Source organism: Sediminicoccus rosea (assembly GCF_033547095.1).
Taxonomy (GTDB): Bacteria; Pseudomonadota; Alphaproteobacteria; order Acetobacterales; family Acetobacteraceae; genus Roseococcus; species Roseococcus rosea.
Genome location: NZ_CP137852.1, coordinates 3,286,976 through 3,313,433, shown reverse-complemented (window position 1 = coordinate 3,313,433; position 26,458 = coordinate 3,286,976). Strand labels below are relative to the sequence as shown.

Annotated in this window: 21 protein-coding genes; 4 read left to right on the top strand and 17 right to left on the bottom strand. The window is 71.0% G+C overall.

What is annotated here, in order from left to right; all coding sequences use genetic code 11:
* Nucleotides 1–124 precede the first annotated feature (124 nt).
* Nucleotides 125–2,692, top strand: a complete 2,568-nt coding sequence (locus R9Z33_RS16000; RefSeq protein WP_318647578.1) for a response regulator — start codon at nt 125–127, stop codon at nt 2,690–2,692.
* A gap of 2 nt (nt 2,693–2,694) precedes the next feature.
* Here R9Z33_RS16000 and R9Z33_RS15995 read toward each other — a convergent pair whose 3' ends face one another.
* The 15 genes from R9Z33_RS15995 to R9Z33_RS15925 all read right to left on the bottom strand — a co-directional run bounded on the left by R9Z33_RS15995 (nt 2,695) and on the right by R9Z33_RS15925 (nt 20,201).
* Nucleotides 2,695–3,333: a sugar transferase gene (locus R9Z33_RS15995; RefSeq protein ID WP_318647577.1), complete on the bottom strand. Its 639-nt coding sequence runs from the start codon at nt 3,331–3,333 to the stop codon at nt 2,695–2,697.
* Nucleotides 3,334–3,356: 23 nt separating this feature from the next.
* On the bottom strand, nt 3,357–4,505 hold the full coding sequence (locus R9Z33_RS15990) for a glycosyltransferase family 2 protein (RefSeq protein WP_318647576.1): 1,149 nt from the start codon (nt 4,503–4,505) through the stop codon (nt 3,357–3,359).
* Nucleotides 4,506–4,557: 52 nt separating this feature from the next.
* On the bottom strand, nt 4,558–5,673 hold the full coding sequence (locus R9Z33_RS15985; RefSeq protein WP_318647575.1) for a glycosyltransferase: 1,116 nt from the start codon (nt 5,671–5,673) through the stop codon (nt 4,558–4,560).
* Complete coding sequence (locus R9Z33_RS15980) at nt 5,670–7,115, bottom strand: GNVR domain-containing protein (protein ID WP_318647574.1); 1,446 nt, start codon at nt 7,113–7,115, stop codon at nt 5,670–5,672. The genes R9Z33_RS15985 and R9Z33_RS15980 overlap by 4 nt, the downstream gene beginning before the upstream one ends.
* Nucleotides 7,112–7,567, bottom strand: a complete 456-nt coding sequence (locus tag R9Z33_RS15975; protein ID WP_318647573.1) for a hypothetical protein — start codon at nt 7,565–7,567, stop codon at nt 7,112–7,114. Before R9Z33_RS15975 ends, R9Z33_RS15980 begins: the two co-directional genes overlap by 4 nt.
* 57 nt (nt 7,568–7,624) lie before the next feature.
* Nucleotides 7,625–9,901, bottom strand: coding sequence for a hypothetical protein (locus tag R9Z33_RS15970; RefSeq protein WP_318647572.1), 2,277 nt, complete (start codon nt 9,899–9,901; stop codon nt 7,625–7,627).
* Nucleotides 9,898–11,007, bottom strand: coding sequence for a glycosyltransferase (locus R9Z33_RS15965; RefSeq protein ID WP_318647571.1), 1,110 nt, complete (start codon nt 11,005–11,007; stop codon nt 9,898–9,900). The genes R9Z33_RS15970 and R9Z33_RS15965 overlap by 4 nt, the downstream gene beginning before the upstream one ends.
* On the bottom strand, nt 11,007–11,711 hold the full coding sequence (locus tag R9Z33_RS15960) for an acyltransferase (RefSeq protein WP_318647570.1): 705 nt from the start codon (nt 11,709–11,711) through the stop codon (nt 11,007–11,009). The genes R9Z33_RS15965 and R9Z33_RS15960 overlap by 1 nt, the downstream gene beginning before the upstream one ends.
* A complete protein-coding gene (gene glmS / locus R9Z33_RS15955; RefSeq protein WP_318647569.1) occupies nt 11,708–13,540 on the bottom strand; it encodes a glutamine--fructose-6-phosphate transaminase (isomerizing) in 1,833 nt (610 codons plus the stop codon). Before glmS ends, R9Z33_RS15960 begins: the two co-directional genes overlap by 4 nt.
* Before the next feature lie 102 nt (nt 13,541–13,642).
* Nucleotides 13,643–14,758: a THUMP domain-containing class I SAM-dependent RNA methyltransferase gene (locus R9Z33_RS15950; RefSeq protein ID WP_318647568.1), complete on the bottom strand. Its 1,116-nt coding sequence runs from the start codon at nt 14,756–14,758 to the stop codon at nt 13,643–13,645.
* Nucleotides 14,759–14,794: 36 nt separating this feature from the next.
* Nucleotides 14,795–16,360 (bottom strand): sigma-54-dependent transcriptional regulator, encoded by a 1,566-nt coding sequence (locus R9Z33_RS15945; protein ID WP_318647567.1) that lies wholly within the window; start codon nt 16,358–16,360, stop codon nt 14,795–14,797.
* Nucleotides 16,357–16,683, bottom strand: coding sequence for an Hpt domain-containing protein (locus R9Z33_RS15940; RefSeq protein ID WP_318647566.1), 327 nt, complete (start codon nt 16,681–16,683; stop codon nt 16,357–16,359). The genes R9Z33_RS15945 and R9Z33_RS15940 overlap by 4 nt, the downstream gene beginning before the upstream one ends.
* Entirely contained in the window at nt 16,680–17,327 is a 648-nt protein-coding gene (locus R9Z33_RS15935) for a P-loop NTPase family protein (RefSeq protein WP_318647565.1), read from the bottom strand. The genes R9Z33_RS15940 and R9Z33_RS15935 overlap by 4 nt, the downstream gene beginning before the upstream one ends.
* A gap of 2 nt (nt 17,328–17,329) precedes the next feature.
* Entirely contained in the window at nt 17,330–19,450 is a 2,121-nt protein-coding gene (locus R9Z33_RS15930) for an SLBB domain-containing protein (protein ID WP_318647564.1), read from the bottom strand.
* A gap of 358 nt (nt 19,451–19,808) precedes the next feature.
* Complete coding sequence (locus R9Z33_RS15925; RefSeq protein ID WP_318647563.1) at nt 19,809–20,201, bottom strand: STAS domain-containing protein; 393 nt, start codon at nt 20,199–20,201, stop codon at nt 19,809–19,811.
* A gap of 138 nt (nt 20,202–20,339) precedes the next feature.
* On the opposite strand from R9Z33_RS15925, the gene R9Z33_RS15920 reads away from it, so the two are divergent.
* Nucleotides 20,340–21,335: a glycosyltransferase family 4 protein gene (locus R9Z33_RS15920; protein WP_318647562.1), complete on the top strand. Its 996-nt coding sequence runs from the start codon at nt 20,340–20,342 to the stop codon at nt 21,333–21,335.
* Nucleotides 21,336–21,347: 12 nt separating this feature from the next.
* On the opposite strand, the gene R9Z33_RS15915 is transcribed toward R9Z33_RS15920, so the two are convergent.
* Nucleotides 21,348–22,259: a glycosyltransferase family 2 protein gene (locus tag R9Z33_RS15915; RefSeq protein WP_318647561.1), complete on the bottom strand. Its 912-nt coding sequence runs from the start codon at nt 22,257–22,259 to the stop codon at nt 21,348–21,350.
* Nucleotides 22,260–22,375: 116 nt separating this feature from the next.
* Here R9Z33_RS15915 and R9Z33_RS15910 point away from each other — a divergent pair, with 116 nt between their 5' ends.
* A complete protein-coding gene (locus tag R9Z33_RS15910; RefSeq protein WP_318647560.1) occupies nt 22,376–23,791 on the top strand; it encodes a lipopolysaccharide biosynthesis protein in 1,416 nt (471 codons plus the stop codon).
* Complete coding sequence (locus tag R9Z33_RS15905) at nt 23,784–25,181, top strand: O-antigen ligase family protein (protein ID WP_318647559.1); 1,398 nt, start codon at nt 23,784–23,786, stop codon at nt 25,179–25,181. The genes R9Z33_RS15910 and R9Z33_RS15905 overlap by 8 nt, the downstream gene beginning before the upstream one ends.
* On the opposite strand, the gene R9Z33_RS15900 is transcribed toward R9Z33_RS15905, so the two are convergent.
* The gene (locus R9Z33_RS15900) at nt 25,130–26,068 is read right to left on the bottom strand and encodes an NAD-dependent epimerase/dehydratase family protein (RefSeq protein ID WP_318647558.1); all 939 of its coding nucleotides are present in this window, start codon (nt 26,066–26,068) and stop codon (nt 25,130–25,132) included. The genes R9Z33_RS15905 and R9Z33_RS15900 overlap by 52 nt on opposite strands.
* Nucleotides 26,069–26,458 lie beyond the last annotated feature (390 nt).

The window sequence follows — 26,458 nt, the reverse complement described above, 5'->3', positions numbered from 1 at the left end:
GGTACGCATAGCGACCAGTCCGCTCTCCGCGGGCTGCGGGGCGCAGCAGTCCGCTGCGCCCTGTCCTGCTCCCGCCATGCACTGATGACAATTCGAGGGCCGGGGCGCAGACTTCGACCTTGAGATGTCCGCCAAGGCCGCCCCGCGAGAAACACCTCTAGTTCGCCGCTGGGGCGGGATGTTTGGCTACCGAATCGTCGTCATCATCGCGGTCGTGCTCGTCATGGCGGTCCTGGCCATCGCTTATGCGGTGCAATCCTCGCGTCGGCAGGTGCGGGCAGAGACGGACGCCGCCCATTTGACCCAGGCCATCGCCGTCGGCCTCGCCGATCAGATCTCCCGCACGGTGGACACGGTCGGATTCGTCCTCTCCGACCTCATGGCACGGACCCAACGGGGAGAGGCCCGGTCCCTCTCGCCCGATATGTCGAACCTCATCCAGGACATGCCGCAGCTTCGTGCGGTTCTCCTGCTGGACGGCCAGGGCCGCGTCGTCGAGGCGATGCCGCCGGCCCTCGCCGGGCGCGAATTTGGGGCCAGTGCCTGGTTCCAAGAGTTGCTGCGCATCCGCGCGGCCGGGGCGGTTGGTGTCCTTCGGGTCCTGCCCCCACAGCCAGGCCGCCTGCTGGAGGAGCCCGCAGCCGATGTGGCGTGGCGCCGCTGGACCATCCCCCTCGCGCTGGCGCGCCCTCCTTCGGGAACGCCTCAGGGCGAGTTCGCGGTGGCGCTCGTGAACCCCGAATATCTGACGGCGATCGCAGCCACACCCGGGGAAGCCTTCGGCGTGGATATTCGCCTCTACAGCTTCGAAGGCGCGCTGCTGGCCCATGGTGACGGGCGCAGCGAGGCGATTGGTCAAAGCCTCCCCGACAATTGGCTCTTCCGTGATTTCCTGCCGCGCCGAGAAGTGGGCTCCCTCATCGGCCAGGATGCATTCCAGCGAGATGTGACCGCGAGCTTCGCGGTGAGTCGTCAGGTGCCGATCGTGATCGAGGTGGCGCAGAGCCGCCGCGACATCATGGAGCCGGTGCGCGAGCAGTTGCACATCTTCCTTCTGGCCTGCATCGCTGTCGCGGTCATCGCCGGCACGGCGCTCGCCCTGTTGCTCCGGCAAGGCCAGCGGCTGGCGGAGAGCGAGGCGCTGGCGCGCAGCGCCTCCAAGGCGAAGGAGGAGTTCCTGGCTTCGATGAGCCATGAGATCCGCACCCCGATGAACGGTGTGATCGGTCTGAGCGGCCTCCTGCTCGAGACCCGGCTGAACCAAACGCAGCGCCGCTACGCCGAGACCATTCAGACATCGGCCGATCACCTGATGACGGTACTGAACGACATCCTGGATTTCTCCAAGATCGAGGCCGGTGAGATCGAACTTGAGCAGGAAATGTTCTCGCCCGAGGAGCAGGTGACCAACATCATCGAGCTCTTCGCGCCGCGCGCAGCGGCCAAGGACATCGAGTTGGTCGGCAACATCGAGCCCAGCGTGCCGGCGCAGGTGATCGGCGCGCCAGGCCGCTTCCGCCAGATCCTGCTCAATCTGCTGGGCAATGCGGTCAAGTTCACCGATCAGGGCTGGATCCGTGTGACACTCTCGGCGGCGCCCGATGCCCCGCAAGGCGGTTGGCGATTGGTGTGCGCGGTGAGTGACACGGGCATAGGCATTGATCCCGCCAACATCCCCAAGCTCTTCGAGCGCTTCACCCAGGCCGACGCCTCCACCAGTCGCCGCTTCGGGGGCACCGGTCTCGGCCTGGCCATTTCGCGCAGGCTGGCTGAAATCCTCGGCGGCGGGATCGAGGCAGAGCCTCGACCGGGCGGCGGCAGCGTTTTCCGCTTCACCATCGCCGTGGAGGTGGCGCCGACCATGCCAGAGCCACCCGAACTCGGCTTCGTCGGCAAGCGCGTTATGGTGGTGGCGCAGCAACCCATCAACCGCGGCATCATCTGCCGCCAGCTGCGTGGCCTCGGCGCAGAGCCGACGGAAGCTGAGGAGAGAGAGGGCGCCATTGCCAGGCTGCGCGAGGCGAAAGCGGCCGGGCGCCCCCTGGATGCGGTAATCCTGGACGGGCGCCTGGGCGAGGAAAGCGGCTTCGGCCTCGCGCAACGCATCCGCGAGGAGAGCGGCCCGGATCTGCGCCTCATCCTGCTCAGCGCAGGCGAAGGCACCCATGGGCCGCCGCCCTTCGGCTTGTTCAATGCGTTGCTTCTCAAACCCTCCATGCCCGCTCGCCTGCGCGAGGCGTTGCGTCACGCGTTTCGTGCACGCATGCCAGCCCCGGAACCGGAGCCGGCCGGCGGGGCCGAGATCAGTACGCGCATGCAGGCGCTCGTTGTCGAAGACAATCCGGTCAACCAGTTCGTCCTGACCCGGATGCTGGAGCAGGCGGGCGTCGGCGTGACACTGGCCGAGAACGGTGCCGTCGCGCTGGAGGCCCTGGCAGGCCGACGCTTTGACGCGATCCTGATGGACATGCAGATGCCCGTGATGGACGGACTGGAAGCGACCAGGAACATCCGATCAGGCGACAGTCCCAACCGGACGACACGCATCATCGGCCTGACCGCTGCCGTGGGGCCGGTCTATGAGCGGCAATGCCTGGAGGCGGGCATGGACGACTACCTGCCCAAGCCCGTTGTGCGCGCCGCGCTGATGAATGCGCTGGGTCTCGCCCACGAGGAAGGCGAGGCCGGCTGACGCTATTGCCCCCGGCCGCCTGCCATTACGACCAGTGTCCGAAGCGCGATGCCGATGTCTGTGCCGAGCCAGGTGCGGAAGCTGGTGAGCCGCATCGCATAGGCATGATCCCAGGCGACCTTGTTGCGGACGTCGTCCAGGCTCGTGTCATAGCCCTGATTCACCTGGGCGAGGCCCGTGATGCCCGGCCGGATGCCGCCCGTCCGCTCGGCGAAGAAGGGAATGGCGCGGTCGAGTTTCTGGTAGAATCCCGGGCGTTCCGGCCGCGGCCCGATCAGCGCCATGTCGCCCTTCAATACGTTGATCAGTTGCGGGATCTCATCCAGTCGCGACTTGCGGAGGAAGGCACCGACGCGGGTGATGCGCGGGTCACGCTGCTTGGCCCAGACGGCGCCGGTCTGCTTCTCGGCGTCGGCGCGCATGGAGCGGAACTTCAGCATGGTGAAGAGCACCACGCGGTCCCGATCGGCCCGCCCGATGCGCAACTGCCGGAACAGCACAGGGCCGGGACTGTCGAGTTTGATGGCCAGCGCGATGATCGGCCAGAGCGGCAGGGTAAGGATCAGGGCCAGAAGGGCCACGACGATGTCCATGGCGCGCTTGGCGACGCGGATGGAGCGGGGGGGATCGCAGTCGAGCATGTCGGTTGTCTCCGGTTGTTGTCTTACGGCGCAGCGCGCCGCCAGGGCTGGGTGGGGCGACTGAGCATGTAGCGGGCGGCGCCCATTCCGCTTGCCGCGTGTCCGGCCAGTGCATAGGCGGCCAAGGCGAGGATCCGAGGCGCGCGGCTGCCCAGCGCCAGGCCGGCGAGGGCGGCCAGCAGTCCCGCGATCTCGGCGATGGCCAGCATCGTGAAGAAGGTGGAGTGCGGGGCCAGCAACGCCGTGCCCAGTCCGGCGATGAGGATCAGCAGCGGCATCACCACGCGCAACGCCTTGCCTGAGAGAAAGGCGACTGCCACGCCGCCATGGCGCGGATGCAGCAGCGGCATCAAGCGGAGCATCTGCTGCATGTTTCCCGCCGCGATACGCCGGCGTCGGCGGAGATCCTGCGCGGGGCTGCTGCACTCCGCCTCGCGCGCCAGGAGTCCGGCGTCGTAGCCAACGCGCCAGCCCCGCAGCACCATCTGCATCGGCAGCGTGAAATCATCATTGATCGTGTCGGGTGCCAGTGGCGCGAAGGCCTCGCGGCGGAAGGCCCAGAAGGCGCCATGCAGGCCGAGTGGCGCGCCCAGCGCGGCCTCCCCGCGCTTGCCCGCGACCTGCCAGCGCCAATACTTCGCCTCGCCCGCCGAGCCGGGCTTGTCGAGCACATAGGTGCCACCGACGGCGCCAAGACGCGGCTCGGCGAAATGCGCCGCGATGCGCTTGAGGGCGTCGGCCGGGAGCAGCGCCGAGACATCGGTCAGTGCGACGATGCCGCCACGGAGCGCATCCACGATCTCGTTCAGCACCGCCACCTTGCCACGGTTCTGGGCAAAGATGCGCAGCTCGGCCGAGAGCCCTTGGCGCTGCAGCTCGGCCCGCGCGATGGTGGGCGTCTCGTCGGAGCAGCCATCCGTCGCGATGATGATGCGCAGCTGCTCGCGCGGATAGTCCAGCGCGGCGAGGTTCGCGATCTTCCGGGCGATGAACCGCGCTTCGTTGTGCGCGGGCATTACGAGCGTGATGGCAGGCAACAGATGGCGCGGCAGTGGGCGGGGCGCGGGTGGAGCTTTCAGGGCTGCCCGCCGGAGAATGAGCGGCCAAGCGAGGTGGTGATAGAGGATCAGCGCGATCGCGCCGAGCGTGATGATCGCGAGCAGGAGATGCATGGCAGCCGGGCCTCCGAAGGGTTCGGAAGGCCTTGTGCAAGTGCGGGTCCGCTTAGCTCTCGCGCGCTGCCTCGCAGCTTGCGATGGGCGCGCGGAATTTGGGCGCAGCGAGCGTCAGGCAGGCGCGTGCCGCCGCATCAAGGCTGGCCTCGCGCAGCACGAAGGGACGCGGATCGCCCGTTCCCTCGAGAGCGAGCAGGACGGCGCCGGCCAAGGCGGCGGGATCTTCCGCCGTCACGAGCTGGCCTGTCCTCGGGCAGATGCCGGCCGCGGTGCCGCCGACATTCGTGGCCACCACGCGGATGCCGCAGGCCTGCGCCTCGAGCGGCGCCAGCGGCAGTCCCTCATGCCGCGAGGGCACCAGCAGCAGGTTGAGGGCCGGGTAGAATCGCGACATGTCGTCCATCACGCCGAGCCAATGCAGCCGATCCGCGATCCCGAGCGCGCTCGCCTGGGCGCGCAGCGCTGTCGCCTCGCTCCCCCCACCGGCGATGGCCAGATGCACGTCACGCGGCAAGAGGCGCAGCGCCTCCAAGGCCACGTCCACGCCCTTCACATGCTCCAGCCGCGCCGCGATGCCGAGCAGACGCTGTCCGTCAGGCAGGCCGAGGGCGTGGCGGGCCGCGGCCTGGTCCCGCGGCCGCAGGCGCTCGGTGTCCACGCCGTTCATGACGATGACAGGTGGGGTTCCGCCGAGCGCCTCGGCCACGCTTTGGGCGACATGTGGCGCATCGGCGATCATCACCGGCGCCATCAAGCGCCGCGCCAGGCGCACGAGGCGGCGTCGTTTGGGATCGGTGAGGTGCCAGGCGTCATGCTCGGTATGCAGGCGGGCCGGCACGGCGGCCAGGCGCGCGGCGGTACCCGCATAGAGCATGGGGCCCACGTGATGGGTATGGACCACCGCCGGGCGGAGGCGCCGGAACAGCGAAATCAGGCGCGGCATCAGCATCGGATCAAGGCCTGGCCGCTTGGCGGCGAAGAGCAATTGCTCGCGCTGGCCCGCGAGGCGCGGCCAATGCGCGATGGCCGTCTCCAGGTTGCCCTCCAGGCTCAGCACCAGCGCGGGCCGACCCTGCGCCTGTTGCGCCCGGGCAAGCTCGAGGGCCATGACCTCCAGCCCGCCGGGGCTCAGGTGCTGCACAACGTGGATGACTGCGCCGCTCATGCCGGCATCTCCTGCCTGGCGCGCGGCAGCCGCGCCAGGACCGGCACACCGAGCAGTTTCTCCGTGGCGCGGATGCCGCGCAGCGAACCATCCATCAGGTCGAACAGGGCGGCGAGGCCGATGCCCAGCGCCAGACCTGCTACGATGCCGGCAAGGGCGAAGATCATTGTCATTGGCTTGATCGGTGCCGTCGGCTCGAAGGGGCGGTCGATGACCTTGATGCGCTCGGGTGCCTGCTGCCGCGCGAGGTCGGCCGTGACGCGCGCCGTCTCGAAGCGCCGGCGCAATTGCTGCGTGAGGTCGGCCTGGACCGCCACGTCACGCTCCAGGCCGCGCAACTCGCGCTCCACCTCCCCCGAATTCGCGACATGGCGCGCGAGGTCGGTGACGGCGCTACGCAGGCTCTCCGTCTCGCCGCGCAGCTGGCCGAGCCGCGCGCGCGCCTGATCGAGGATGGCGACCTGGCTGACCAGGAGCGGCTGGGCGCCGTCGCCACGTGTGGTGCTGACCGAGGCGATGTTACGCAGCCGTGTGTCGTCCATCGCGATGCCGCTGCGGGCGACGTGGCTGTCACGCTCCTGCTCCAGGCTCTCGGCGCGGTTGAGGGCGGCCTGCACGCGCGAATGGGCATCGGTATAGCGGCTCCGCAGCAGGGCGAGTTCGCCCCGAGCGGCCACGATGTCTTGCTCCAGCCGCCCGATCACCGGGTCGGTCTGCAGGAGGCGGCTGGAGATGGAGGCGATCTCGGCCTCGGCGCCGGCGAGGCGCACCTCGCGCTCGGCCAGTTGCTCGCGCATCTGTGCCAGGCGCTGGAGGTTGGCCGCCCGCATGTCGGGGAGTTGTGCCGCATGTCGGGACTTGAAGCTGGAGAGTGCCTGTTCTGCGTGGTTCAGCGCATTCTGCGCGTCCTGAATCTGACCGCCGAGGAAGGCGACGCTGTCACGCAGCGATGCGTCCTCGGGGCCGCGCACGCGCTCGATGAAGCGCTGGCCGATCTGCGCCAGCACGCGGTCAATGCCCTCGGGCCGCCGCGCCCGGTAGCGGAGTTCCACCATCTCCTGGCCGATGAGTTGCACCGAGACGGAGGAGGCGAGTGCGGAGACAGCGCGGGACTGCTCGGCCTCGCCGGCGCCAGGCTGCACCATGCCAAGGTCTTCGGCGACGCTCAGCAGCACATGGCGTGAGGTGAGCAGGGCGCGTAGCCCATCCATTCGGTCGCGCAGGTTGGAGCGGACCGAGAGGTCCTCCAGGAAGGGATTGAAGCGGCCGGGCTCCTGCACGAGGACCGACATGCGCGTCTCGTAGGAGTGCGGCACGAAGCTGCCGACCAGGCCGCCCAGCACGGGCAGCAGCAGCAGCGGCACGATGATCAGGTAGCGGCGGCGCCAACCAGCGGCCAGCAGCGCGTGGATGATTTCGGAGAGCGGGGGCGCGGCGCTCATCGGGCACGCTCTGTGGGCAAGAGGATACGGATGGTGTCGGGCGGCACCTGCAGGTCGAACTGGATGTCCACCTGCGCGAAGTCAGGCTCCAGCAGGCGCGCGACGGCAACGGCGCGGCGCGGACCGAGCATCTCTCCGCCGCCGCCTTGGCGGGCCTGGACGACGAGCCGCGGAGCCCCGCGTGCGGCTGCGGCGAAGCGCGCTACGGCCTCGCGCTGGGCGGCATCCGGGGTTGTCACAGTGCCGGGAAAGCGAAGCGCGAGAGGGGCGGGGTCATTGGCGCGGGCGCGCGCCAGAATGGCGTCCACCGCGGATCGGCGGTCGCGACCGGTCGCTTGGCGGGCCTCTGCCTGCAGCATGGTTCGCTCATGGCCGGGGATGGCGCGCAGCGGATCGGGCGCGGCGCAGGCCGCCAGCGCGAGCAGGATCAGGCAAGACAGGGTGGGCTTCACGAAACTCGTCTCCCGCGCGAGGGCGCGCCCCTCTGGTCCTAGGCGCGCTCTGCGGGGTTATCTCACCAAGTCGCGTGCCAGGGCGATGATTGCATTTTGCCACAGCTCCGGTGCACCGGGCGGCAGGGCCATGGCCTCCCGCCAGGTGGCCGGCACCTCCCGGCGCAGGCGGCGGCGGAGTGCCACGGCCGCGTCGCCCGGCGCGGTCTCGAGCCAGGCGAGCCAGCGCAGGTCCTCCTGGCCGGCCAGGATTTCCAGCAGGTCGGCATCGAGGTCGGGGGCGGCGCAGATGCCTGGCGTGGGCCAGAAGAACTGCACATCGCCCTCACGGCCGTCGGTCGGATCGAAGGCATCGGCCGTGGGCATCCGGGCATGCCATTGCAGCAGGCCCTCCGCGCCGCTGCGCCAGAGGTAGAAGCCGGCGGCGAGCCGCAGCCTCGGCATGTTGTACAGAAAGGCCCGCAGCCCGGCAGCCCTGAGGCGGGCGATGTCGTTCGCATCGGCGCCATAGCCCTGGTTCACGGTGGCCAAGTGCAGCAGCGGCAGCAGGGCGGTGTCGGCCGGGTTGTTCAGGTGGCCGGCGAGGCGCGCCTCGCTGCCTGCCTCGCGCAATGCGACGGCCATCGCGCGCACGCGATCGGCCATGCCAGCGCCGGAGGGCTCGTCCGCCACCACCCAAACGGGTTGCGGCAGGCCGGCGGCGGCGATCGCCCTCTCGGCCGCTACCAGCGTCTGGGCGGCGTCGCGTGGGCCCATTTGCGCCTCCAGCCGGCGCAGAGGGGCGTAGGCGATAATCGGGCCAGGGAAGCGTGTCGCGGCGGCGGCGAGGTCGGCCACCAACGCCGCATGGTCAGGTGGGGTTGCGAGCGGCGGCGCGATCAGGTCGAGGCCCAGGGCGCGCAGCGTCTCCAGGTCGCAGGCGGATTGGCGAGACGATTGGGCTGGCGTGAGGTGCGGGGCCACGTCGAGGAAGACACCGACGCGCTGCGAGGGGGCCGGGCGCCGGAGGGGCAGCACGGTCAGCCGCGCCTCCGCGGTGGCGCCTCCGACCGAGAGGCGCAGCCGCCGCTCGCCGGGAGGTGCGCCTTCGGGGATCGTGACCAGTGCCGTGATCTCGCGCGGCAGGCCGGCGGGGAGGGGTATCGCCTCCGAATCGGCCCGCAGATGCGCGGCCGAGAGCACCACGCCGGGCGTCTCCGGCGCCGGGCGGCGCCAGCGCCACTGGCCCCAGAGCACGCGCATGGGCAGCGCCTCACCCTGCCAGATCCAGCTGGGCGTCAGGGTGCCCGCAGGCCCGGTCGCGGTGAATCGGAGTGCCACGATGCTGCCTGGGGCCGCCCAGCTTTGTGCTGGACTGGTGACGGAGAGGCGTGTCGCATTCTGCGCCGCGGGGCGATGCAGCACGGGCCAGTTCTCGTTGAAGCGAGCCTCGCGCAGCGCTTCCATCGCGCGGCGGCCCTCGGTGCCTGGCTCGGCCAGGATGGCGGCGAGATGCGTCGCGGCCCGCGGATGGCCGGCCAGTTCGACAACGAGATCCTCGCCGGGCGCGAGTTGGACATCGGCCTCGATGCGCCCGCCTCGCCGTGCGCCGAGTGCGGCCCAGGGGCTATCCGTCACCTCACCCTCGCGGCCGGCGAAATAGCGTTGCGCGGCCCATTCCTCCGGCGTGCGGCGGAACAGGACGACGTCCCGGCCATTGATGCGGACGCGGTGCTCCAGCAATTGCGGCAGCGTCTCCCACTCGCCGGGATCCTCGGTCCAGAGAGTGATCTTCCAGTCACCGGGCGGGAGGGGGGCGGCGAAGCGGGTCACGCCCGTCATCCCGCGCGCAAGGATCGGATCCTCGCCCGGCCGGCGCACATGGCGTGGATTGATCCCGGTGAGGCCTGGGCCTCCAGGGATGACGCTCGTCATCCCGCTCAGTGGCGCCGCGCCTTCGGGCGCGAAGGACCAGCCATGGACGCCGAGGGGAAGCGCGGGTGCGCCCTCGATGGCGAGGCGGGAGAGGCGCATGCCGGAGTCCCGCGCATCGGCGATGGCGAGGCGGATGGCGCCGGGTTCGATCGCGCGGCCGCGTGGCGTCGTCAGCAGCGGCAGCCGCAGACGGAGAGTGAAGGGGCCGGGCGGCACCATGCGCTCGATATTGGCGCGGTCGTGATAGGGCGGGCTCGCGCGATCATCCACGCGCAGCACGAGGAGGGAGGGGACGGTGCCCAGGTTCTCGCCAGTGAGGACGAGTTCCGGCAGGGCGGGCATGATCGGGGGCGGGCCGATCCGCAGCGTCTCGGCCGAGGCCGAGGCGAGCGACAGGAGCAGGATGAGCAGCGCCCTCACAGCGCGTCTATCCAGGCGGCGGCCTCAGCGGCACGGGCGGCCCAGGACTGGGCGGCGACGGCGGCCTGGCGGCCCGGGCCGTCGGTGTCGGTGAGGCTTGCGCATAGGGCAGCGGCGAACCCCTCCGGCGTCTGCGCCACCTGGATCAGGTGACGGTAGCCGTTCAGGGCAGGAAAATCGGTGCTGACCACCGGCCGGCCAGATGCGAGATATTCGCGCAGCTTCAGTGGGTTGCAGGCGCGGATCTGCGGCGTGTCGCGGAAGGGGATGATCCCGGCATCCCAATGCTGCGCATAGCCGGGCAGCGCCGCATGCGGTCGCGCGCCCAGGCGATGAACGTTGCCGATGCCCTCGATGGCGGAAAGGTCGGTCTGGGCCGCGCCGATCATCACGAAGCGCCATTCGGGTAGGAGCCGTGCCGTGGCGGCCACCAGGTCGAGGTCAATCCAGGGGGCTAGGCTGCCATAGAAGCCGGCGACCGGGCCGCCCTCGGGCATGTCGGCCGGGCGGGGTACGGGTGTGCCGAACAGCGCGGCGTCCACGCCATGCGGCAGCAGGCGCGTCTTGTGCGCGGGAAAGCGCGAGGCCAGCATCTCGCTGGCGGCGAGGATCAGGTCGGCGCGGGAAACCAGTTCCGCTTCCATACGCTGGGCGGCGGCGTGATCCACGCCGGAGAGCGCCGAGAAGTCATCGCCGCAGTAATAGACCACCCCGTGCTCGCCGAGCGCGCCGAGCGCCGCGACGGCGGAGGGGAGGGCGGCCCAGACCACGGGGCGCTTCAGGCCGGCGGCGGCCATGCGGACCTTGCCGCCGATCAGTGCGCGGTTGACCGCGCGGCCCATGCGGCTCTCGGCCATCGGCAATGCGAGCGGCTGCACCACCGGGCCCGGGGCGGCCACGCGCGGAGCCGGCGCCTTGCGGCGGAAAGCGGCACCCAGCTTGCGCACAGCGCGCGTGGCATCGCCCATCGAGAGGCTGAGCTTGCGCAGGCCGATGGAGTTCACCCAAACCACCTCGCGCTCTTTCGCCATATGCGAGACCAGATGCTGGCTGGAGGAGGGATGCGCCCCCCAATCCTCGCCGAACACGATCAGGTCATGCGCCATCAGCCGATCTCCCGGATCACGCGGGCGGGGCAGCCGGCGGCGATGACGTCGGGCGGCAGGTCGCGCGTGACGACGCTGCCCGTGCCCACCACCGTGCCGCGGCCGATGCGCACGCCGGCCAGGACCGTCACGCCGCTGGCGAGCCAGACATCGTCCTCCAGGATGATGTCGCCGATCTGCGCCGCATCGCAGGGCAGCCCCGCCGCGCGGCGCTCGGCCTCCAGCGGATGCCCGGGATAGCCAGCGAGGAAGCAGCGGCCGGCGAGGCGCACATTGTCGCCCATCACGACACGCGTGCCGACGGCGATGGTGGTCTGCCAGCCGATATCCACATTGCTGCCCACTTCGAGCAGCGGCGCGGCGCTAGCGCTGCGGCCGGTGAGCGTCGTTGTGGCGGAGAGCCGCACATCACGTCCGAGGCGGATGGACAGCGGGCCCAGCACCAGCGGCATGCCGCCTTCGAGGTAAAGGCCCGGCGCCTCGTTCTCGACGCGCGAGAGGAACATCGGCGTCCACCAGAGGATGCGCGTGGCATTGCTCCAGGCGCCCGTCACGCCCTTGTGCAGGGCATAGAGCGCCTGATGCAGCGGGCGGATCACCGGAACGCGCGCGCTACGGACCGCCTTGGCGACGCGGAAGGCGAGGCGGGCGGCGGGGTGCTCGCCGCGCTTCACCCAGGCTTTGAGGGAGAGGGTCGCGCTCATTCCACGGTCACCGACTTGGCGAGGTTGCGCGGCCGGTCCACGTCATGCCCGAGCACGACGGCCGTGTGGTAGGCGAGCAACTGCAGGAACACCGCCTGTGCGAAGGGTGCCACCAACGCATCGCCCGGCATGGTGATGGTCTCGGCCGCCGTTGCGGCCGCCGCCTCGGCGCCGCCCACATCGGTCAGCGCCACCAGATGCGCGCCCCGCGCCGCGACCGCGCTGGCATTGGCCAGCACCTTGGCCTGCCCGGCATCGCCCGGCGTGCAGACGATGACGGGCGAGCCCTCGCGGATCACCGCGATCGGGCCGTGCTTCAGCTCGCCCGAGGGATAACCCTCGGCGCGGATGTAGCTCAGTTCCTTCAGCTTCAGGGCGCCTTCCTGGGCGAGTGCCGCGCCCCAGCCACGACCGATGAAGAGTGCCTCCTCTTCGCCCGCGATGCGCTCGGCCAGGATACGGGCGATGGGTTCCATCGCCTCGGCCTCGGTGCAGATGCGCGGCAAATCATCCAGCGCGCGGGCCAGGCGAGTGCGGAATGCGGCGTCGCCCGTGCCACGCGCCTCGCCGAGCGCGATGCCGAAGCGCATTAGCGCCAGGAGCTGCGCGGTGAAAGATTTGGTGGCAGCGACGCCGATCTCCTGTCCGGCGCTGATCGGCCAGACCAGCTCCGCCGTGCGGCCGATCACGGATTCCCGGACGTTCACCATGCCGATGGTGGAGAGGCCGGCGGCGCGGAAGCGCGCCATGGCGGCGATGGTGTCGGCCGTTTCGCCCGATTGCGAGATCAGGATGGCGATGCCCCGCGGCGGGGCGGCACGGTCGCGGAATTCGGAGGCGATCTCGAGGTCCACCGTGACGCCGGCCGCGCGCTCGATCGCCTCGCGCGCGGTGGCACCGGCGAAGAGCGAACTGCCGCAGGCGATCACCGTGAAGCGATCGCAGGCCACAACATCGGGCGGCAGCGCCAAGCCCTTCAGCGCCGCATCGGTCGCGGCCAGCGCCTCGGGCTGCTCGGCGATCTCGCGGCGCGTGTGGTGCGCGAAGCGGCGACCATCCTCGCGCGCCGCCATCGGGTCCGCCACCGTCTGCCATTCACGGCGCGGGGCGCGCCGGTCCTGCGCCACGGGCCGCTGCTGACGGCGGCGCTCCTGGATCCGGACGGGATGGAAAGTGATGCCGTCGCCGGTGAGTTCAGCGATCTCGCCCTCGGCGAGCGGCGCATATTCCCGGGCCATGCCGGCCAGCGCCGCGGGGTCGGAGGCGATGGCGGCCATGCCCTCGCCGCGCGCCACCACCAAGGGGCTGCCCATCCGGGCCACCAGGATGCGATCCGGCTCGGCCTCGGTCACGGCGGCGATTGCATAGGCCCCTTCCAGTGCCCGGCAGGTGACGAGCAGCGCCTCGATCGGCTCCAGACCCTGGCTGATCGCCTCGGCCATCAGATGCGGGATCACCTCGGAGTCGGTGTCGGAGGCGAAGTGATGGCCCTGGTCACGCAGCTGGCGCCGAAGGGCGTCGTGATTTTCGATGATGCCATTGTGCACGACGGCGACGCCGCCATGCGTGTGCGGGTGGGCGTTGCGCAGATCGGGCCGGCCATGCGTGGCCCAGCGCGTGTGGCCGATGCCGGCGCGGCCGCGCGGCTGGGCCGCCTCCAGCATCGGCACCAGATCGGTCGCGCGGCCGAGGATGCGGTGCACCGGCAGACCGGGTCCGGCCAGCGCCACGCCGGCCGAGTCATAGCCGCGATATTCGAGGCGCCCCAGCGCGGCAGCGAGGTCCACCGCCACCGGATGTCCGTTCACCATGCCCACAATGCCGCACATGCCATTCGCTCCTGAGAAGGTAATCCCCCCAGGCAAGGCATACGGCGTGCCATCGCTCCCTTCGCTCCATTCGCAGCCTGCGAGGCAGCGCGCGATGGACCCTCAGGGCAGGGCGGCGGTGCGGTGGAGCGTCACGCGCAGCCCGCCATGCGGGACGGGCGGGCTGGAGGGCAGGAAAGGCAGGCGCGTCGCCTGCGCGAGCCGAGGCTCGGCCGCCACCAGCCCGACGCGCCAGCCGGAGAAGCGCGTGAGCAGCACATGGCCGAGCGCCTGGTAGAGCGGCAGGAGCTGCTTCCTGTCACCCAGGCGGTTGCCATAGGGCGGGTTCACGATGACGAGGCCGGGCGGCCCGGGTGGCGGGGTGGCCTCGCTGATGGTGGCGCGTTGGAAATCCGTGAAGGCGGCGATGCCGGCGCGTTCCGCATTCGCCTGGCTCATCGTGATGGCGCCGGCATCGCGGTCGCGCCCGAAGAACCTTGCCTGCGGCACGCGGAAGGGGTTCACCCCGCGCATGCGCGCCCAGGCCTCCGGATCGAAGGTCGCAAGCTGCGCGAAGGCGAAGGCCCGGTCCCGGCCAGGGTTGAGGTGGGCTGCGATCTCCGCCGCCTCGATGATGAAGGTGCCCGAGCCGCACATGGGGTCGAAGACCGGCTCATTCCCCTCGAAGCCGCATTGCCGCAGGAAGAGTGTCGCCATCGTCTCGCGCATCGGTGCCACGTTCACCGCCTGCTTGTGGCCGCGCCGGTGCAGCAGGTCGCCCGAGGTGTCGAGGCTGACGGTGCAGATGTCGTTCTCGATCCGCACGCGCACCGTCACCTCGGCCTCCTCCGAGACGGGCGCGCCCAGCGTCTCGCGGATGGCGCGCTCGATGCGCTCGGCCGCCGCCCCGCTGTGGTAGATGCGCGAGCGGGAGCAGGTGGCCTCCACGCGGACGGGAATGTCGGGCCGCAGCACCGCGGCCCAGGGTAGATGCCGCGCGCGGCCATCCAGTTGCGCCAGGTGTTCGACGCGGAAGCGCGCGATGCGGGCCAGGACGCGGCCCGCGCCCCGGATCCAGAGATTGGCGCGCCAGACCTCGGGCCAGCCGCCTTCCAGAACCACGCCGCCCGGGACGGCGCGTGGCCGGCGGAAGCCCTTGCCGCGGACCTCGGCCAGCAGCGCCTCCTCCAGCCCGGGCAGGGCGGTCAGGAAAATCTCGAAGCTGGTGTTGCGCGTCATGCGCCCTGCTTACGCCGCCTGGCCGCGCTCGGCCACTCAGGCGAACTCGGGCGGAAGCGTCCCTTCCTCGCGCCAGGTGATGAGGCGGCGGTAGATGGTGGAGGGGTTGATGTCGAGCAGCGTCGCCGCGCGCGGCACGTCGCGTTGGGTGTGGCGGAGGGCCGCGAGGATGGCGCGGCGCTCGATTTCCTTCATCGGCAGGAATTCTGGCTCCTGCGGGGCAGCCGCGGCCGGCTTCGGGGGCGGCTCCAAGGGCAGGGGGGCGGCCAAGACCGGCTCCGGCACGGGGATGGCGGCTGCGGGCACGGGCAGTGGTAGCCCAGAGGGCGTTGAGGGCACGGGCGCTGAGGGCAGCGGTTCTGCGGGCATGGGGGCGTCCGGCACGGGGGCTGCCGGTTGGGGGGACACGGCCATGCCCCGTGGTGCCGCCCGCAGCAATTGCGGCGGCAGCATGCCGCGCTCTAGGGCGGGTCCGTCATGCAGCACCACGGCGTTGCGGATCGCGTTCTGCAGTTGCCGCACATTGCCGGGCCAGGGATAGGCGGCGAGCACCGTTTCGGCCTCCGGCGTGAGGCTGCGGAAGGCCTTGCGCTCTTCCTTGGCGAAGGCCTTGAGGAAGGCGCGTGCGATCATGATGACATCGGCCCCGCGCTCGCGCAGCGCCGGCATCTCCACCGGCACGACATAGAGGCGATAGGCGAGGTCCTCGCGGAAGCGGCCTTCCTCGACGGCGGCCCAGATGTCGCGGTTGGTGGCGGCGACGAAGCGCACATCCACCTTCTCCGCGCGGGTGGCGCCGACGGGCGTGAAGCTTCCGGTCTGCACGAAGCGCAGCAGCTTCACCTGCATGTCCATCGGCATCTCGCCGATTTCATCCAGGAAGAGCGTCCCGCCATCGGCCGCCTTGGCCGCGCCTACGCGGTTCTCGGTGGCGCCCGTGAAGGCGCCTTTGACATGGCCGAAGATTTCGCTCTCCAGCAGATCCTTCGGGATGGCGCCGCAATTCAGCGCTATGAAGGGCGCCTTGCGGCGGGGCGAGGCCTGGTGGACCGCTTCCGCGGCCAGTTCCTTGCCGGTTCCACTCTCACCCGTGATGAACACGGTGGCCTTGGAGGCCGCGACACTCTCGATGGTGCGATAGACCGCGCGCATGGCGGGCGAGGCGCCGATGAAGCCGTGGTAGCGGTCCGGCGCCAGATCCGCCTTCACCGCCTGCAATTCCTGCGTCAGGCGGCGCGCTTCCAGCGCATTGTTGAGCGTGACCGTCAGCCGCGCCTTGTTGTAGGGCTTCAGCACGAAGTCGCGTGCGCCCTCGCGCATCGCTTCGACCGCCGTGCCGATCGAGCCATTGGCAGTGATGACGATCACGGTGGAGTCGATGCCTTCCGTCTTCAGGCGGCGCATCAGGTCCATGCCCTTGCCATCGGGCAACTCCAGATCGAGCAGGATGACGTCGGGCGCCTCCTGCGTGATGGCCTCGTGTGCCGCCTGCGCCGTCTCGGCCACCGCGATGCGGGTGCCGAGGTCGCGCAGCAGGGCCTGGGCGAGCGCCACCTGGGGCGGGCTGTCCTCGACGATGAGGACCAGCGGCGCCTGGCTCATCCGAGCCGTTCCTCGAGCGCCATGATGGTGGCGTCGACCAACCCGGTGATCTCGGCAAGGGCCGCGGCACCAGGCGGCTGTTCCATGGCCGCGCGGGCCGCCTGCTCCAAAGGTCGCGCAGCCACGCCGCCGGCACCACCGGCCAGCCGGTGTGCCGCACGTTGCCAGGCCGCCGTGTCACCGGCCGATTCCGCGTCCCTCATGGCGGCCAGCATGGCCTGCGCGTCGCGCACGAGCAATTGGCAGACATGGCGCAAATCCTCGGCCGGCAGGTCGCTCGCGAGTTGCGCCCAGTGCTCGGCATCCAGCAGGGGGGCGCTCACACGCGCAGGCCCAGCAACGCGGAGCCGCGGACCGCGCGCGTCAGCCGGGCGGCGAGGCCTGGCAAGACGCGTCCGATGCGGGCGACCTGCCGCTCCAGTTCCATGGCGAGGGAGGGATTGTCGCGATCATTGAGCGCGACACCCACCAGCGTCGCCCCGGACACCCGCAGGCGCTCGCGCGCCTCCCGCAGGGCGGATGCGGCCGTGCGTCCGGCCAGCACCACCAGCAGCGTCGCCTCAGCGGCGGCGGCGGCGGTCAGCCCCGGTAGGCTCTGTGCGCCGCGTGCCAGCACGGGTGAAGCGTCGAGCACCACGAGGTCCCAATCCCTGCGCCATTCGGCGATGGCCTCGCGCAGGCGGGCAGGTTCCCGCCAGGCGGCGACCTGGGCCGCATCCGGCGCGCCGATCTCGCCCAGCGGGTGATTGCCCATGCGCTCGAGCCGGCCGGGTTCGGCACCGGGCTTGTTGCCGTTGAGATGCACCAGCAGCGCGGTGCGGCCCGAATGCTCGGCCCGCCGCCAGATCGCCTCTGCCACCATGCTGGTGCCCTCGCCAGGCTGGGCGGCCGCGATGGCGACGCTGCCGGCGCCGGCGATGCCGCGCCAGAGCGCTTCGATCTCGGGATGGTCGGAGGCATGGGTCATGGTCAGAGGGCTCCTATGAGCGCGATGATCGAGATGATGGGAAGCACGTCCCGCAGCGCGTCGAAGAGGATGCGCCAGCCGCTCTGCGTGTTGGATGGCACGTAGACGGTGTCTCCTGCGCGGACGACGGGCATGCGGGTGAAGTCGCCGCTGCGGGCAAAGGCCGGCAGGTCGAAGCTGCTTGCCTGGTCCTGGCAGCAGGAGAGGTTGACCACGACGATGCGCTCCTGCCAGGCGTCGCGCGTCGGACCACCCGCCTCGGCCAGCAGGTCCAGCAGGTTCATGCTGTCGTTGAACTGGTAGCGGCCGGGGCGGTTGACTGCGCCGAGCACCCGGACGGTGCTGCCGGGCGACTGCTCCAGCCAGTTGCGGTTGCGGTCCGGCACGAAGATGACATCGCCCGGCCGCACGCGGGGCAGCAGGCTGTCATCGCCGCTCTCGAAATAGGCCGCGAGGTTCACGCGGCTGACGCGGTCCCGACCCTCGCCACGGTGGGCGACGCGGATGTTCAGCAGGTCGGCCGCGGCGGTAGGCCCGCCGGCCGCCGACATGATGTCGAGGAAGGAGAGCTGTGGCTCGAAGGCGTAGCGGCCGGGCGAGCCCACGCTGCCCATGATGTAGATCGAGCGCTCGGCCGGCTGGCCGACCCATGTGGAGCGCTGGTCGCTCGGGCTGACCGGCAGTTCGGGGATGGTGATCGTGTAGCCGGCGCGGATCTCCGGCAGCGAGCCGGCTCGGCCGCCCTCGGCCAGGAAGCGGCGCAGGTCGAAGCGGCGGGTCTGGCCGCGGTCGCCCATCAGGATCTGAACGCCGGCCGTGTCGGCCCGTTCATTGGGGCCGCCGGCCTGCGCGATGAGGTCGAGCAGGCTCATCTCGTTCGACCACTCATAGCGGCCGGGGTTGCGCACGGCGCCCATCACCCGCACCGCCCGGCTGGGGGGCACGCGCAGCCAACTGGCCTGCTCGGTCTGTTGGGTCTTTTCGGGGACGAAGATCGCATCGCCGGGGGACAATGCAGGAGGTATGCCACCGCCGCCTTCGATGAAGGCGCCGAGGTCGAAGGGCTCCACCCGGCGCCCATCCGCGCGGATGATGCGGACCTGGCGGGTTTCGGCGAAGCGGGTGGGGCCGCCCGCATTGGCCAGCAGGTCGAAGAAGCCGGTGCCCGGGCGGACCTCGAAGGCGCCCGGCCGCGCCACCTCGCCCATGACATAGATGACGCGCGGCCCCTGGCGCACCTCCTCCGCCTGGACCGGCACGAAGATGGTGGTGCCCGCGGCGATGGGCGGGTTCATCGCCGCATTGCCGCTGTCGAGGAAGGCCTTGAGGTTGAAGGTGCGGGGCTCGCCATTGGTGATGACCCGCACCTGCTCGGTGCCGGCGAAGCGGGTGACGCCGCCGGCGCGGATGATGGCGTCCATCACCGTCATCCCCTGGCGCCAGGCAAAGCTGCCGGCACTCTGCACTTCGCCGAAGACGCGCACCGCGCTGCGGTCCTCCGCCGCATCGCCGGCGGCGGCGAGGGTGCGTGCGTCGAAATCGATCTGCACGTTGCCCGTGAGCGGGGAGGCAGGGACGAAGATCTCGTCCAGCGGGCGCAGCGCGGGCAGGATGTTGCGTGCGCCGGTGTCGAGGAAGCGCTTGTAGTCGAAGGTGATGACCTCGTTGCCGCGCCGCACCTGCATGCGGTCGAGCTGGGCGCCCTGGCTGAGGCCGCCCGCCGCAGCGATCGCCTGCTGCACATTGGCGCCGGCCGGCAGCTCGACCGGCCCCGGCGTGCGGACGAACCCCCCCACGCTCACCAGAAGGCGGCGTTCGCGCAAGGTGAGGTTGAAGCGGCCGAGGTCACGGAAGGATTGGGCCAGGGCGGCGCGCACGCGGTCGCGCGCCTGGGCCACGGTCAGGCCCGCGACATCCACCGGCCCAACCTCGGGCAGGTTCACCCGGCCCTCGCGGTCAATCTGCAAGGGTTGGGCGAAGGCCTCCTCGCCAGGCAGGGTCACCTGGATGATGTCGCCTACGTTCAGCCGAAGGTTGCCGTTGGCCTGGCCGTTCTGGGCCTGTGCCGGCGCGGCGAGCGCCAGCAGCAGAACCATCATCCAAATGGCCAGGCGACGGATCATCAGGTGCACTCCGGCAGTGCGGGGCCCCCCAGAACCGGATGGAGGCTTGCCGCGTCTTGCTCCAGCCGGTCGAGGGTCCGCCCGGCATCTCGCGGGAGACTGCCATACGTCTCTCGCGTCGCGCGAGTGGCGGTGAGGCGGAGCAGGTTGGCCTGGCCTGTGGCCCGCCCCTGCTCGCGCGCCGCCGCCTCCAGCACGCCAACCCGCCGGAGCGCGCAGGCAAGGCGTGTCTCCAGAGCGGCTTCTGCGACCGGCGGGGGCAGGCGGATTTCCGCGAGGCCGCCCTGGCCCTCGCCGGGCCAGCTCGCGCAGGCCCCGAGGGACAGTGGCAGCAGCAGGGCGAGGGAAGCGAGGCGGCTCACGCGGCGGCCCCGCGGGCGGCGCCCCAACCCATGCCGGGAAGCGGGCGCAGCAGGCCGGCCCAGAAGGAGCGGCGCTCCTCGCTCAGGCCGAAGGCGCTGGCGAGGCCAAGCTGGCGCAGCAGCACAAGCGGCTGCCCATGCGCGCCGGCCAGCTCCAGGCTCTGCCCGGCGGCGGCGAGACGCTTGCGCAGGAAGGCGATGGCGCCGATGCCCGAGCCGTCCAGCGCCTCAACCTGGGAGAGGTCGAGCACCACGCGCTGGGCACTGGCCGTGGCGACGGCGCTGATGGTTTCCAGAACGGGACGGAGCTTCAGGCTGCCTTCGGCATCGAGCGGGAATTGCGGGGTGATCTTGAGGGTGTCGGCGGCGATGCGTGCGAAAGCGGTCATATCGGGGCTCCGTGGAAGGGATCTGCCGGGTGGACTGCAACCGCTGTGCCGCCTCCGCCCTCGCAGCCTGCCTCGCAGCCTGCGAATGGCGGCGGCATGCGAGGTGCGAGGCGGGGGCGACATCTGACGGAGGGCGCGATGACGCGCGAGACCTGGCTTCTGCTCGACAGCCGCGGCTTTGGCGGCATCGAGAGCCATGTGGCGGAGCTGGCCGCAGGGCTGCGCGAGGCAGGGCGGATGCCGCGCGTGCTGCTTCTGCAGGATCACGGCCCGCATCCCCTGGCCGCGCGCCTCGCCGCCGAAGGCGTGGCGCTGGAGGCGCTGCCCCGCGGCTTCCGCGCCCTGTGGCGGCGCCTGCATGCTGGCCGGCCGGCGGTGCTGCACACCCATGGCTACAAGGCCAATCTGCTGGGCCGCCTCGCGGCGCGGCTGACCGGCACACGCTGCGTCGCCACCTACCATGCCGGCGAGCGGCCGCCCGGCCTGCTCGCCCTGTATGATGCGGCGGATCGCTGGACCTCCGGGCTCAACCCGCGCATCGCCGTCAGCCGGCCGATCCTGGCGCGGCTGCCCTGGGGCGGGGAACTCATCCCGAATTTCCTGGCCCTGCCGCCTGAGCCGCCCGACGGGGCCCCGATGACGGTCGCCTTCGTGGGGCGCCTCTCTCCCGAAAAGGGACCGGACCTCTTCGCCGAACTCAGCCGGCTGTCGCCCGGGCCGCGCTACGAGGTGTTCGGGGACGGCCCGATGCGGGATTCGCTCACGGTCTCGGGGCTTGTGCTGCATGGGGCGCGGCCCGGGATGGGCGGGGCCTGGGCCGGGATCGGCCTGCTCGCCATCACCTCGCGCGCCGAGGGGCTGCCGCTGGCGGCACTGGAAGCCATGGCGCATGGCGTGCCGGTGGCGGCCTTCGCGCTGGGCGGCCTGCCGGAGCTGATCGAGGAGGGCCGGAACGGCTTCCTTGCCTCGCCGGGCGACCTGCCGGCGCTGGCCCGCGCGGTGGCGAGCTGGGCCGCGATGGCGGAGGGGGCGCGGCGGGCCATGGGCGCGGCCGCGCGCGCGACGATCGCCGCCCGCTACAGCCGCGAGGCCGGTGTGGGGCGCATCCTCAAGCTCTATGCCGGTCGGGACTGAGCTGCCCCGCCATCAGCGCAGCAAGGCGGACGCTGCTTCGCGCGCATGGCGCCGCGCCGGCTGGCGCAGCCAGGCGCCGAGATGCAGCAGCGCGGCCTTGAGCCGCGCACCCTCCGCAGCCGCCGCCTCTGCCGCCGCGACCAGCAGCCGCACCCGGCAGGCGCGCAGCGCCGAGGGATCGAGCCGAGCCGCCATCGGGCCATGGCGCCGGACCACATGCTGCATGGCCGCAAGCCGCGCGCGCTTCTGCCCGGAAAGATTGCCGGGCCGGTGCGCGGTGTAGTCGGTCAGTACCGCCGGCAGGCAGCCGACGGGCGCGCGGGCGGCCAGTCGCAGCCAGAGATCCCAATCCTCCGATTGGGCCATGTCGGCCTGGAAGCCGCCCACCTCCCGCAGCAGTTCCGTGCGGGCCATGACGGTGGAGGTGCCGATCACGTTCTCGGCCAGCAGCGTGGCGGGGGCGGCCTCTACCATGAAGCCCTCCTCGCGCCCTGCGACGCAGGCGGCGAAGCGCGGCCAGAAGGCGAAGCAGGTGCCGCGATCCTCGCGCTCGGCCGTGATGTGCCGGTAGTCGGTGAAGGAGAAGCCGGCCTCGGGGTGCGCCTGATGGAAGGCCAGCTGTGCCTCCAGCTTGCCGAGCCGCCAGCGGTCATCCGCGTCGAGGAACGCGATGAGCGGCGCGCGCGCGGCGGCGAGGCCGAGGTTGCGTGCGGCCGCCGGGCCCTCGCCGCGGCCGGTCAGGATGCGCAGCCGTGGGTCGTGCAGGGCAAATTCGGCCAGCATGGGCTGGGTCGCGTCGGTGGAGCCGTCATCCACCACCAGGATCTCCGCGCCTGGCATCGGCCCCACGGAGGCTATGGCGCGGGCCAGCCAGCCGGCGGCGTTGCGGGTCGGGATGATGATGCTGACTTCGGGCGTGTTCATCAGGCGGTCTCCTTCGTGCCGCTCGCTGCAACCCTTGGGCCAGGGCGGGTCGCAGCCTGCGAAAGGCGGTTGGCACGCCGGCTGCGAGGCAGGGACGCGCCTCAAGGATCGATGTGATGCCCAAGACAGCCCTTCATGCCCTCGCCCGGCTGCCCGCGCCGCTGCGCGCCGCGGCGCTCTACGCCGTGGCGATCGCCTGGACCAAGGCGCTGTCGCTCCTCCTGCTGCCGCTGCTGACAGGCTATCTGGAGCCTGCGGAATTCGCCCGGCTGGAACTCCTCTCCAGTGCGGCCGAAATCGCGGCCCTGCTGGCCGGGGCAGGGCTGGTGGACACGCTCTACCGCTTCGCATCGTCCCCCGGGCGTGAGGGGATGGCGATGGCGGCGCGCGTGCTGGGGCTGGGTGTGCTGCTGGCCGGCCTTGGCCTCATCATCGCGGTGCTGCTGGCCCCGGCTGGTGCGCTGCTGCCGCTGCCGGCCCCGCCGATCGAGGTGACGCTGCTGGGCGCCGCTGTCGCCATGGAGGCAGTGATTGGCGTGCCGCTCGCCTGGATGCGGATGCAGGGCCGGGCGCTCGCCTGGTCGGTTGTGATGGTGGTGCGGGGCACGGCGCAAGCCGGCCTCGCCGCCGCACTTCTCTGGTCCGGCTACGGGGTCGCGGGCGTGCTCGCGGCAGGCGCCGTCGCCGCCGGCTTCACGGCACTGCTGCTGGTGCTGCGCCAGTCGCGGGAGACCGGCCTCGCCTTAGAACCGCGCATCTGGCCGCGGCTGCTCGTCTATGGGCTGCCGCTGACCGGCGGTGGCCTCGCCAGCTTCGCGCTCGGCACGGCGGATCGCTGGCTGCTGGCCGGCGCCGTGACGCCCGAGGCCCTGGCGCATTACGCGCTGGCGGCAAAGATCGCCATGGTGTCGGCCCTGCTGACGCAACCCTTCGAATTGTGGTGGTATCCTCGCCGTATCGGGCTGCTGGAGGCGGAGCATGGACATCGGCAGACGACCCAGGTGGTTGGCATGGGCGGTGCGCTGGTCGTGCTCGCAGCCGCCGGCACGGCGCTGGGCGGGCCGGTGCTGATCCAGCTCGCCACGCCGCCGGCCTATCACGCTGCCGTCTCCTACCTGCCCTGGCTCTGTGCCGCGCTGGCCATGCAGTCGCTCGGCAGCCTCGTGAATGTGGGCTGCTACATGGGCCGGACGGGCGCGCTGCCGATGCTGGTGAATGGCGCGGCCGGGGTGGTGGCGATCCTCGCCTATCTGGTCCTGATCCCTTCGCATGGCGTGATGGGCGCGATCATCGCGACGCTGCTGGCACAGGGCGTCCGGCTCGGACTGTTCCTGTGGTTTTCGCAGCGGCGGGTCCGGCTGGATTACCGGCTGGGGCGCCTCGCCATTCTCTCCGCCCTTTGCATCCTGGCGCTCGGACTGCCCTTGCCGCTCGGCGCGATCCTGCTGGGCCTGGGCTGCATCCCGTTCGCCATGGCGCTCGGCCTGCTGCCCGCGCCGCGCCTGCCGCAGCGCCAGGCGATGCATGGATAGCTGGAAGCTTCAACTCGCCGTCGCCCTCCTCGCCGTGGCGGTAGTGGGCGTCATTTCCTGGCTGGTGCCGCATCCGGCGGTGCCGGTCGCGATCGCACTCGCGCCCATTGCGGCCATTCTCGCCTTCCGTGCGCCCTTCCTGCTGTGCCTGCTCTTCATCCTCTTCACCTTCTTCCGGCTGCACGAGGCGTTTCCCGTGCTCAACCCGTTGCGGATCCCGCAGCTCCTTGCACTTGGCTCCCTCATCGTGTTGGGGGCGCTGGTGCTGACGCAGCGCATGCGGATCGCCTGGAGCCCGGAGCTCAAGCTCTTCGCCATCCTCTTCGCGCTGATGACGCTGGGGCTGCCGGTCGCGAGCGGTAAGGATGTCGCGATGTCCTATTGGACGGACACCTATGTGAAGATCGCGATCATGACCTTCGCCATCGCCTCGCTGGCGCGGGCGCCGGGGGATTTCGCGCTGGCGGCACGGGCCTTCGTGCTGGCGGGGATGCTGGTGGCGGGCGTCGCGATCTCCAATGCCGCCAATGAGATCGGGCTGGTGGAGGGCACGCGCGTTACCATCGGGCGTGACATCGGCTCGGTGCTGGGCGACCCGAACGACCTCTCGCTGGTGCTCCTCTTCCCGCTCTCCTTTGCCGTCGCGCTGGTGCTGACGCCGCGCACAGGGGCGCTTAGCCGCGGCTTCGGCGCGATCGGCGCCGTGCTCATCATGATGGCGATCCTCGAGACGCAGAGCCGCGGCGGGTTGCTGGGCATTGTGGCGGTGTTGGGCGTCTTCGCCGCGCGGCGCATCAAGTCCAAGGCGGTGCTGTTCGGCGGCGGGGCGGTCGGCCTGCTCGGGCTCTTCGTCGCGGCCGGGGTGGGCGGGCGGCAATCGGGCGGCGCGGCCGAGGCGGGCGCGATCGACGAGAGTGCCATGGGCCGGCTCGAGGCCTGGATCGCCGCCTGGCGCATGGCGGTGGGGCGGCCGCTCACTGGCGTCGGCCTGAATTGCTACGTGCCCAACTTCTACTTTTACTCGGACTGGTGGGAGGGCTTCGCCAAGGCGGTGCACAGCACCTGGTTCGCGGTGCTGGCGGAAGGCGGCTTCCCGGCCTTCTTCGTCTTCGTCTGGATGTGCGTGCGCGTCGTGCGCTCGGCCATGGCCTCGGCGCGGGATCTCGCGCCCGAGGCCATGGGCGCCGACTACCAGGCGGCGCCCTATGCCATGGCGCAGGCGGTGCTGGCGGGGATGGCCGGCTTCGCGGTCTCCGGCACTTTCCTTACCCAGGCCTTCACCTGGCCGGTCTATATCCTGCTGGCGCTGGCCGCCGCCACCAGCCGCTACGTGCTCGCTCAGGCGGCAAGCGCCGCCTCCACGAGCCCCAGCGTCGCCGCCAGGCCCTGATCCAACCGCGTCGTCGCGTGCAGGCCGAGCAGCGCCGTGGCCTTGGCCGGATCACCCAGCGAGAGCCGGATGTCGCCCGGCCGCTCGGGACCGAAGCGGCGATCGGCCTTGCGGCCGCAGACGCGCTCCAGCGCCGCCAGCAATTCCAGCAGCGAGGTCGCGCGCCCCGTGCAGACATTGATGACCGCGGCCTGTGGCGCGCGCTGCAGCAGGCCCATGCCGCCCATCAGGTGGCGCACCACATCGGCCACATAGACGAAGTCACGCACCTGCTCGCCCGTGCCGTTCACGGTCAGCGGCTCGCCGGATGCGAAGCGGCGCGCAAAAATGGAGATCACGCCGCTATAGGGCGAATGCGGGTCCTGCCGCGGGCCGTAGACGTTGAAGAAGCGGCAGCCGAAGGTCGGCACGCCATGCGCGAGCCAGGCGACCTGGCCATGCAACTCGGAGCCCAGCTTGTCCGCGCCGTAGGCGGTGAGGGGGCTGGGCGCCGTCGCCTCGCTGATCGGCATGCGGTCCGGGTTTCCGTAGATCGCCGCCGAGGAGGCATAGACCACGGGGACGCGGCCTTCCGCGCGCGCCGCATCCATGACGGCGACGGTGCCCGTCTGGTTCGCGCGATGCGTGCCGAGCCAATCCTCGTTGGAGCGCGCGACGGAGGCGATGGCGGCGAGGTGGAAGCAGCCGGCCGCACCCTGGATGGCCAGGCGGACCAGCGCCGCATCCGCCACGTCGCCCTCGATGAATTCTGCGCCGCGCGGGAGGTTCTCACGCTTGCCGGTCGAGAGATCATCTAGCACGCGCACGCGGTCGCCGCGCGCGATGAGCGCATCCGCGAGGTGGGAGCCGATGAAGCCGGCACCGCCGGTGATGAGGTAAAGCGCCATGAAAGCGGCTCCGCTGAAGGTTGCGGAAGGGGGTTCATCAAGCGCCGTGCCGGGTGGCTCTCGCGCGGTGCGAGGCAGGAAGCGATGTCCGGCGGGCGGGAAGGTTCGGTGGGTGGCCCCGAAACGCAGAACGCCCGGCGCGGGTTCCCGCGGCCAGCATGTGTTCGTGTCGGTGACGCCAATGGCTGCGATAGCCGGCCGCCCGATGGGCCCGCATCGTGCCTACCGCCTTGGATGCAACGCCATACCGCCCGACGCATCCGCGTCCAGCCATATGTTGGCCTGCTCGATGGGCGGATCGATCAGGGAGCACGCCGTTTCCGTCCCACTCCTTTTGCCGTCCCAGACCGGATGACCGGCTGTCGCAGTCGTCATCATCCGGAATCACGA

Bases quoted from the DNA above. Each gene is read 5' to 3' on its own strand.
- R9Z33_RS16000 (WP_318647578.1), top strand. From the start codon at position 125: ATGTCCGCCAAGGCCGCCCCGCGAGAAACACCTCTAGTTCGCCGCTGG.
- R9Z33_RS15995 (WP_318647577.1), bottom strand. From the start codon at position 3,333: ATGCTCGACTGCGATCCCCCCCGCTCCATCCGCGTCGCCAAGCGCGCC.
- R9Z33_RS15990 (WP_318647576.1), bottom strand. From the start codon at position 4,505: ATGCATCTCCTGCTCGCGATCATCACGCTCGGCGCGATCGCGCTGATC.
- R9Z33_RS15985 (WP_318647575.1), bottom strand. From the start codon at position 5,673: ATGAGCGGCGCAGTCATCCACGTTGTGCAGCACCTGAGCCCCGGCGGG.
- R9Z33_RS15980 (WP_318647574.1), bottom strand. From the start codon at position 7,115: ATGAGCGCCGCGCCCCCGCTCTCCGAAATCATCCACGCGCTGCTGGCC.
- R9Z33_RS15965 (WP_318647571.1), bottom strand. From the start codon at position 11,007: ATGGCGCATGACCTGATCGTGTTCGGCGAGGATTGGGGGGCGCATCCC.
- R9Z33_RS15960 (WP_318647570.1), bottom strand. From the start codon at position 11,711: ATGAGCGCGACCCTCTCCCTCAAAGCCTGGGTGAAGCGCGGCGAGCAC.
- glmS (WP_318647569.1), bottom strand. From the start codon at position 13,540: ATGTGCGGCATTGTGGGCATGGTGAACGGACATCCGGTGGCGGTGGAC.
- R9Z33_RS15950 (WP_318647568.1), bottom strand. From the start codon at position 14,758: ATGACGCGCAACACCAGCTTCGAGATTTTCCTGACCGCCCTGCCCGGG.
- R9Z33_RS15945 (WP_318647567.1), bottom strand. From the start codon at position 16,360: ATGAGCCAGGCGCCGCTGGTCCTCATCGTCGAGGACAGCCCGCCCCAG.
- R9Z33_RS15935 (WP_318647565.1), bottom strand. From the start codon at position 17,327: ATGACCCATGCCTCCGACCATCCCGAGATCGAAGCGCTCTGGCGCGGC.
- R9Z33_RS15930 (WP_318647564.1), bottom strand. From the start codon at position 19,450: ATGATCCGTCGCCTGGCCATTTGGATGATGGTTCTGCTGCTGGCGCTC.
- R9Z33_RS15925 (WP_318647563.1), bottom strand. From the start codon at position 20,201: ATGACCGCTTTCGCACGCATCGCCGCCGACACCCTCAAGATCACCCCG.
- R9Z33_RS15920 (WP_318647562.1), top strand. From the start codon at position 20,340: ATGACGCGCGAGACCTGGCTTCTGCTCGACAGCCGCGGCTTTGGCGGC.
- R9Z33_RS15915 (WP_318647561.1), bottom strand. From the start codon at position 22,259: ATGAACACGCCCGAAGTCAGCATCATCATCCCGACCCGCAACGCCGCC.
- R9Z33_RS15910 (WP_318647560.1), top strand. From the start codon at position 22,376: ATGCCCAAGACAGCCCTTCATGCCCTCGCCCGGCTGCCCGCGCCGCTG.
- R9Z33_RS15905 (WP_318647559.1), top strand. From the start codon at position 23,784: ATGGATAGCTGGAAGCTTCAACTCGCCGTCGCCCTCCTCGCCGTGGCG.
- R9Z33_RS15900 (WP_318647558.1), bottom strand. From the start codon at position 26,068: ATGGCGCTTTACCTCATCACCGGCGGTGCCGGCTTCATCGGCTCCCAC.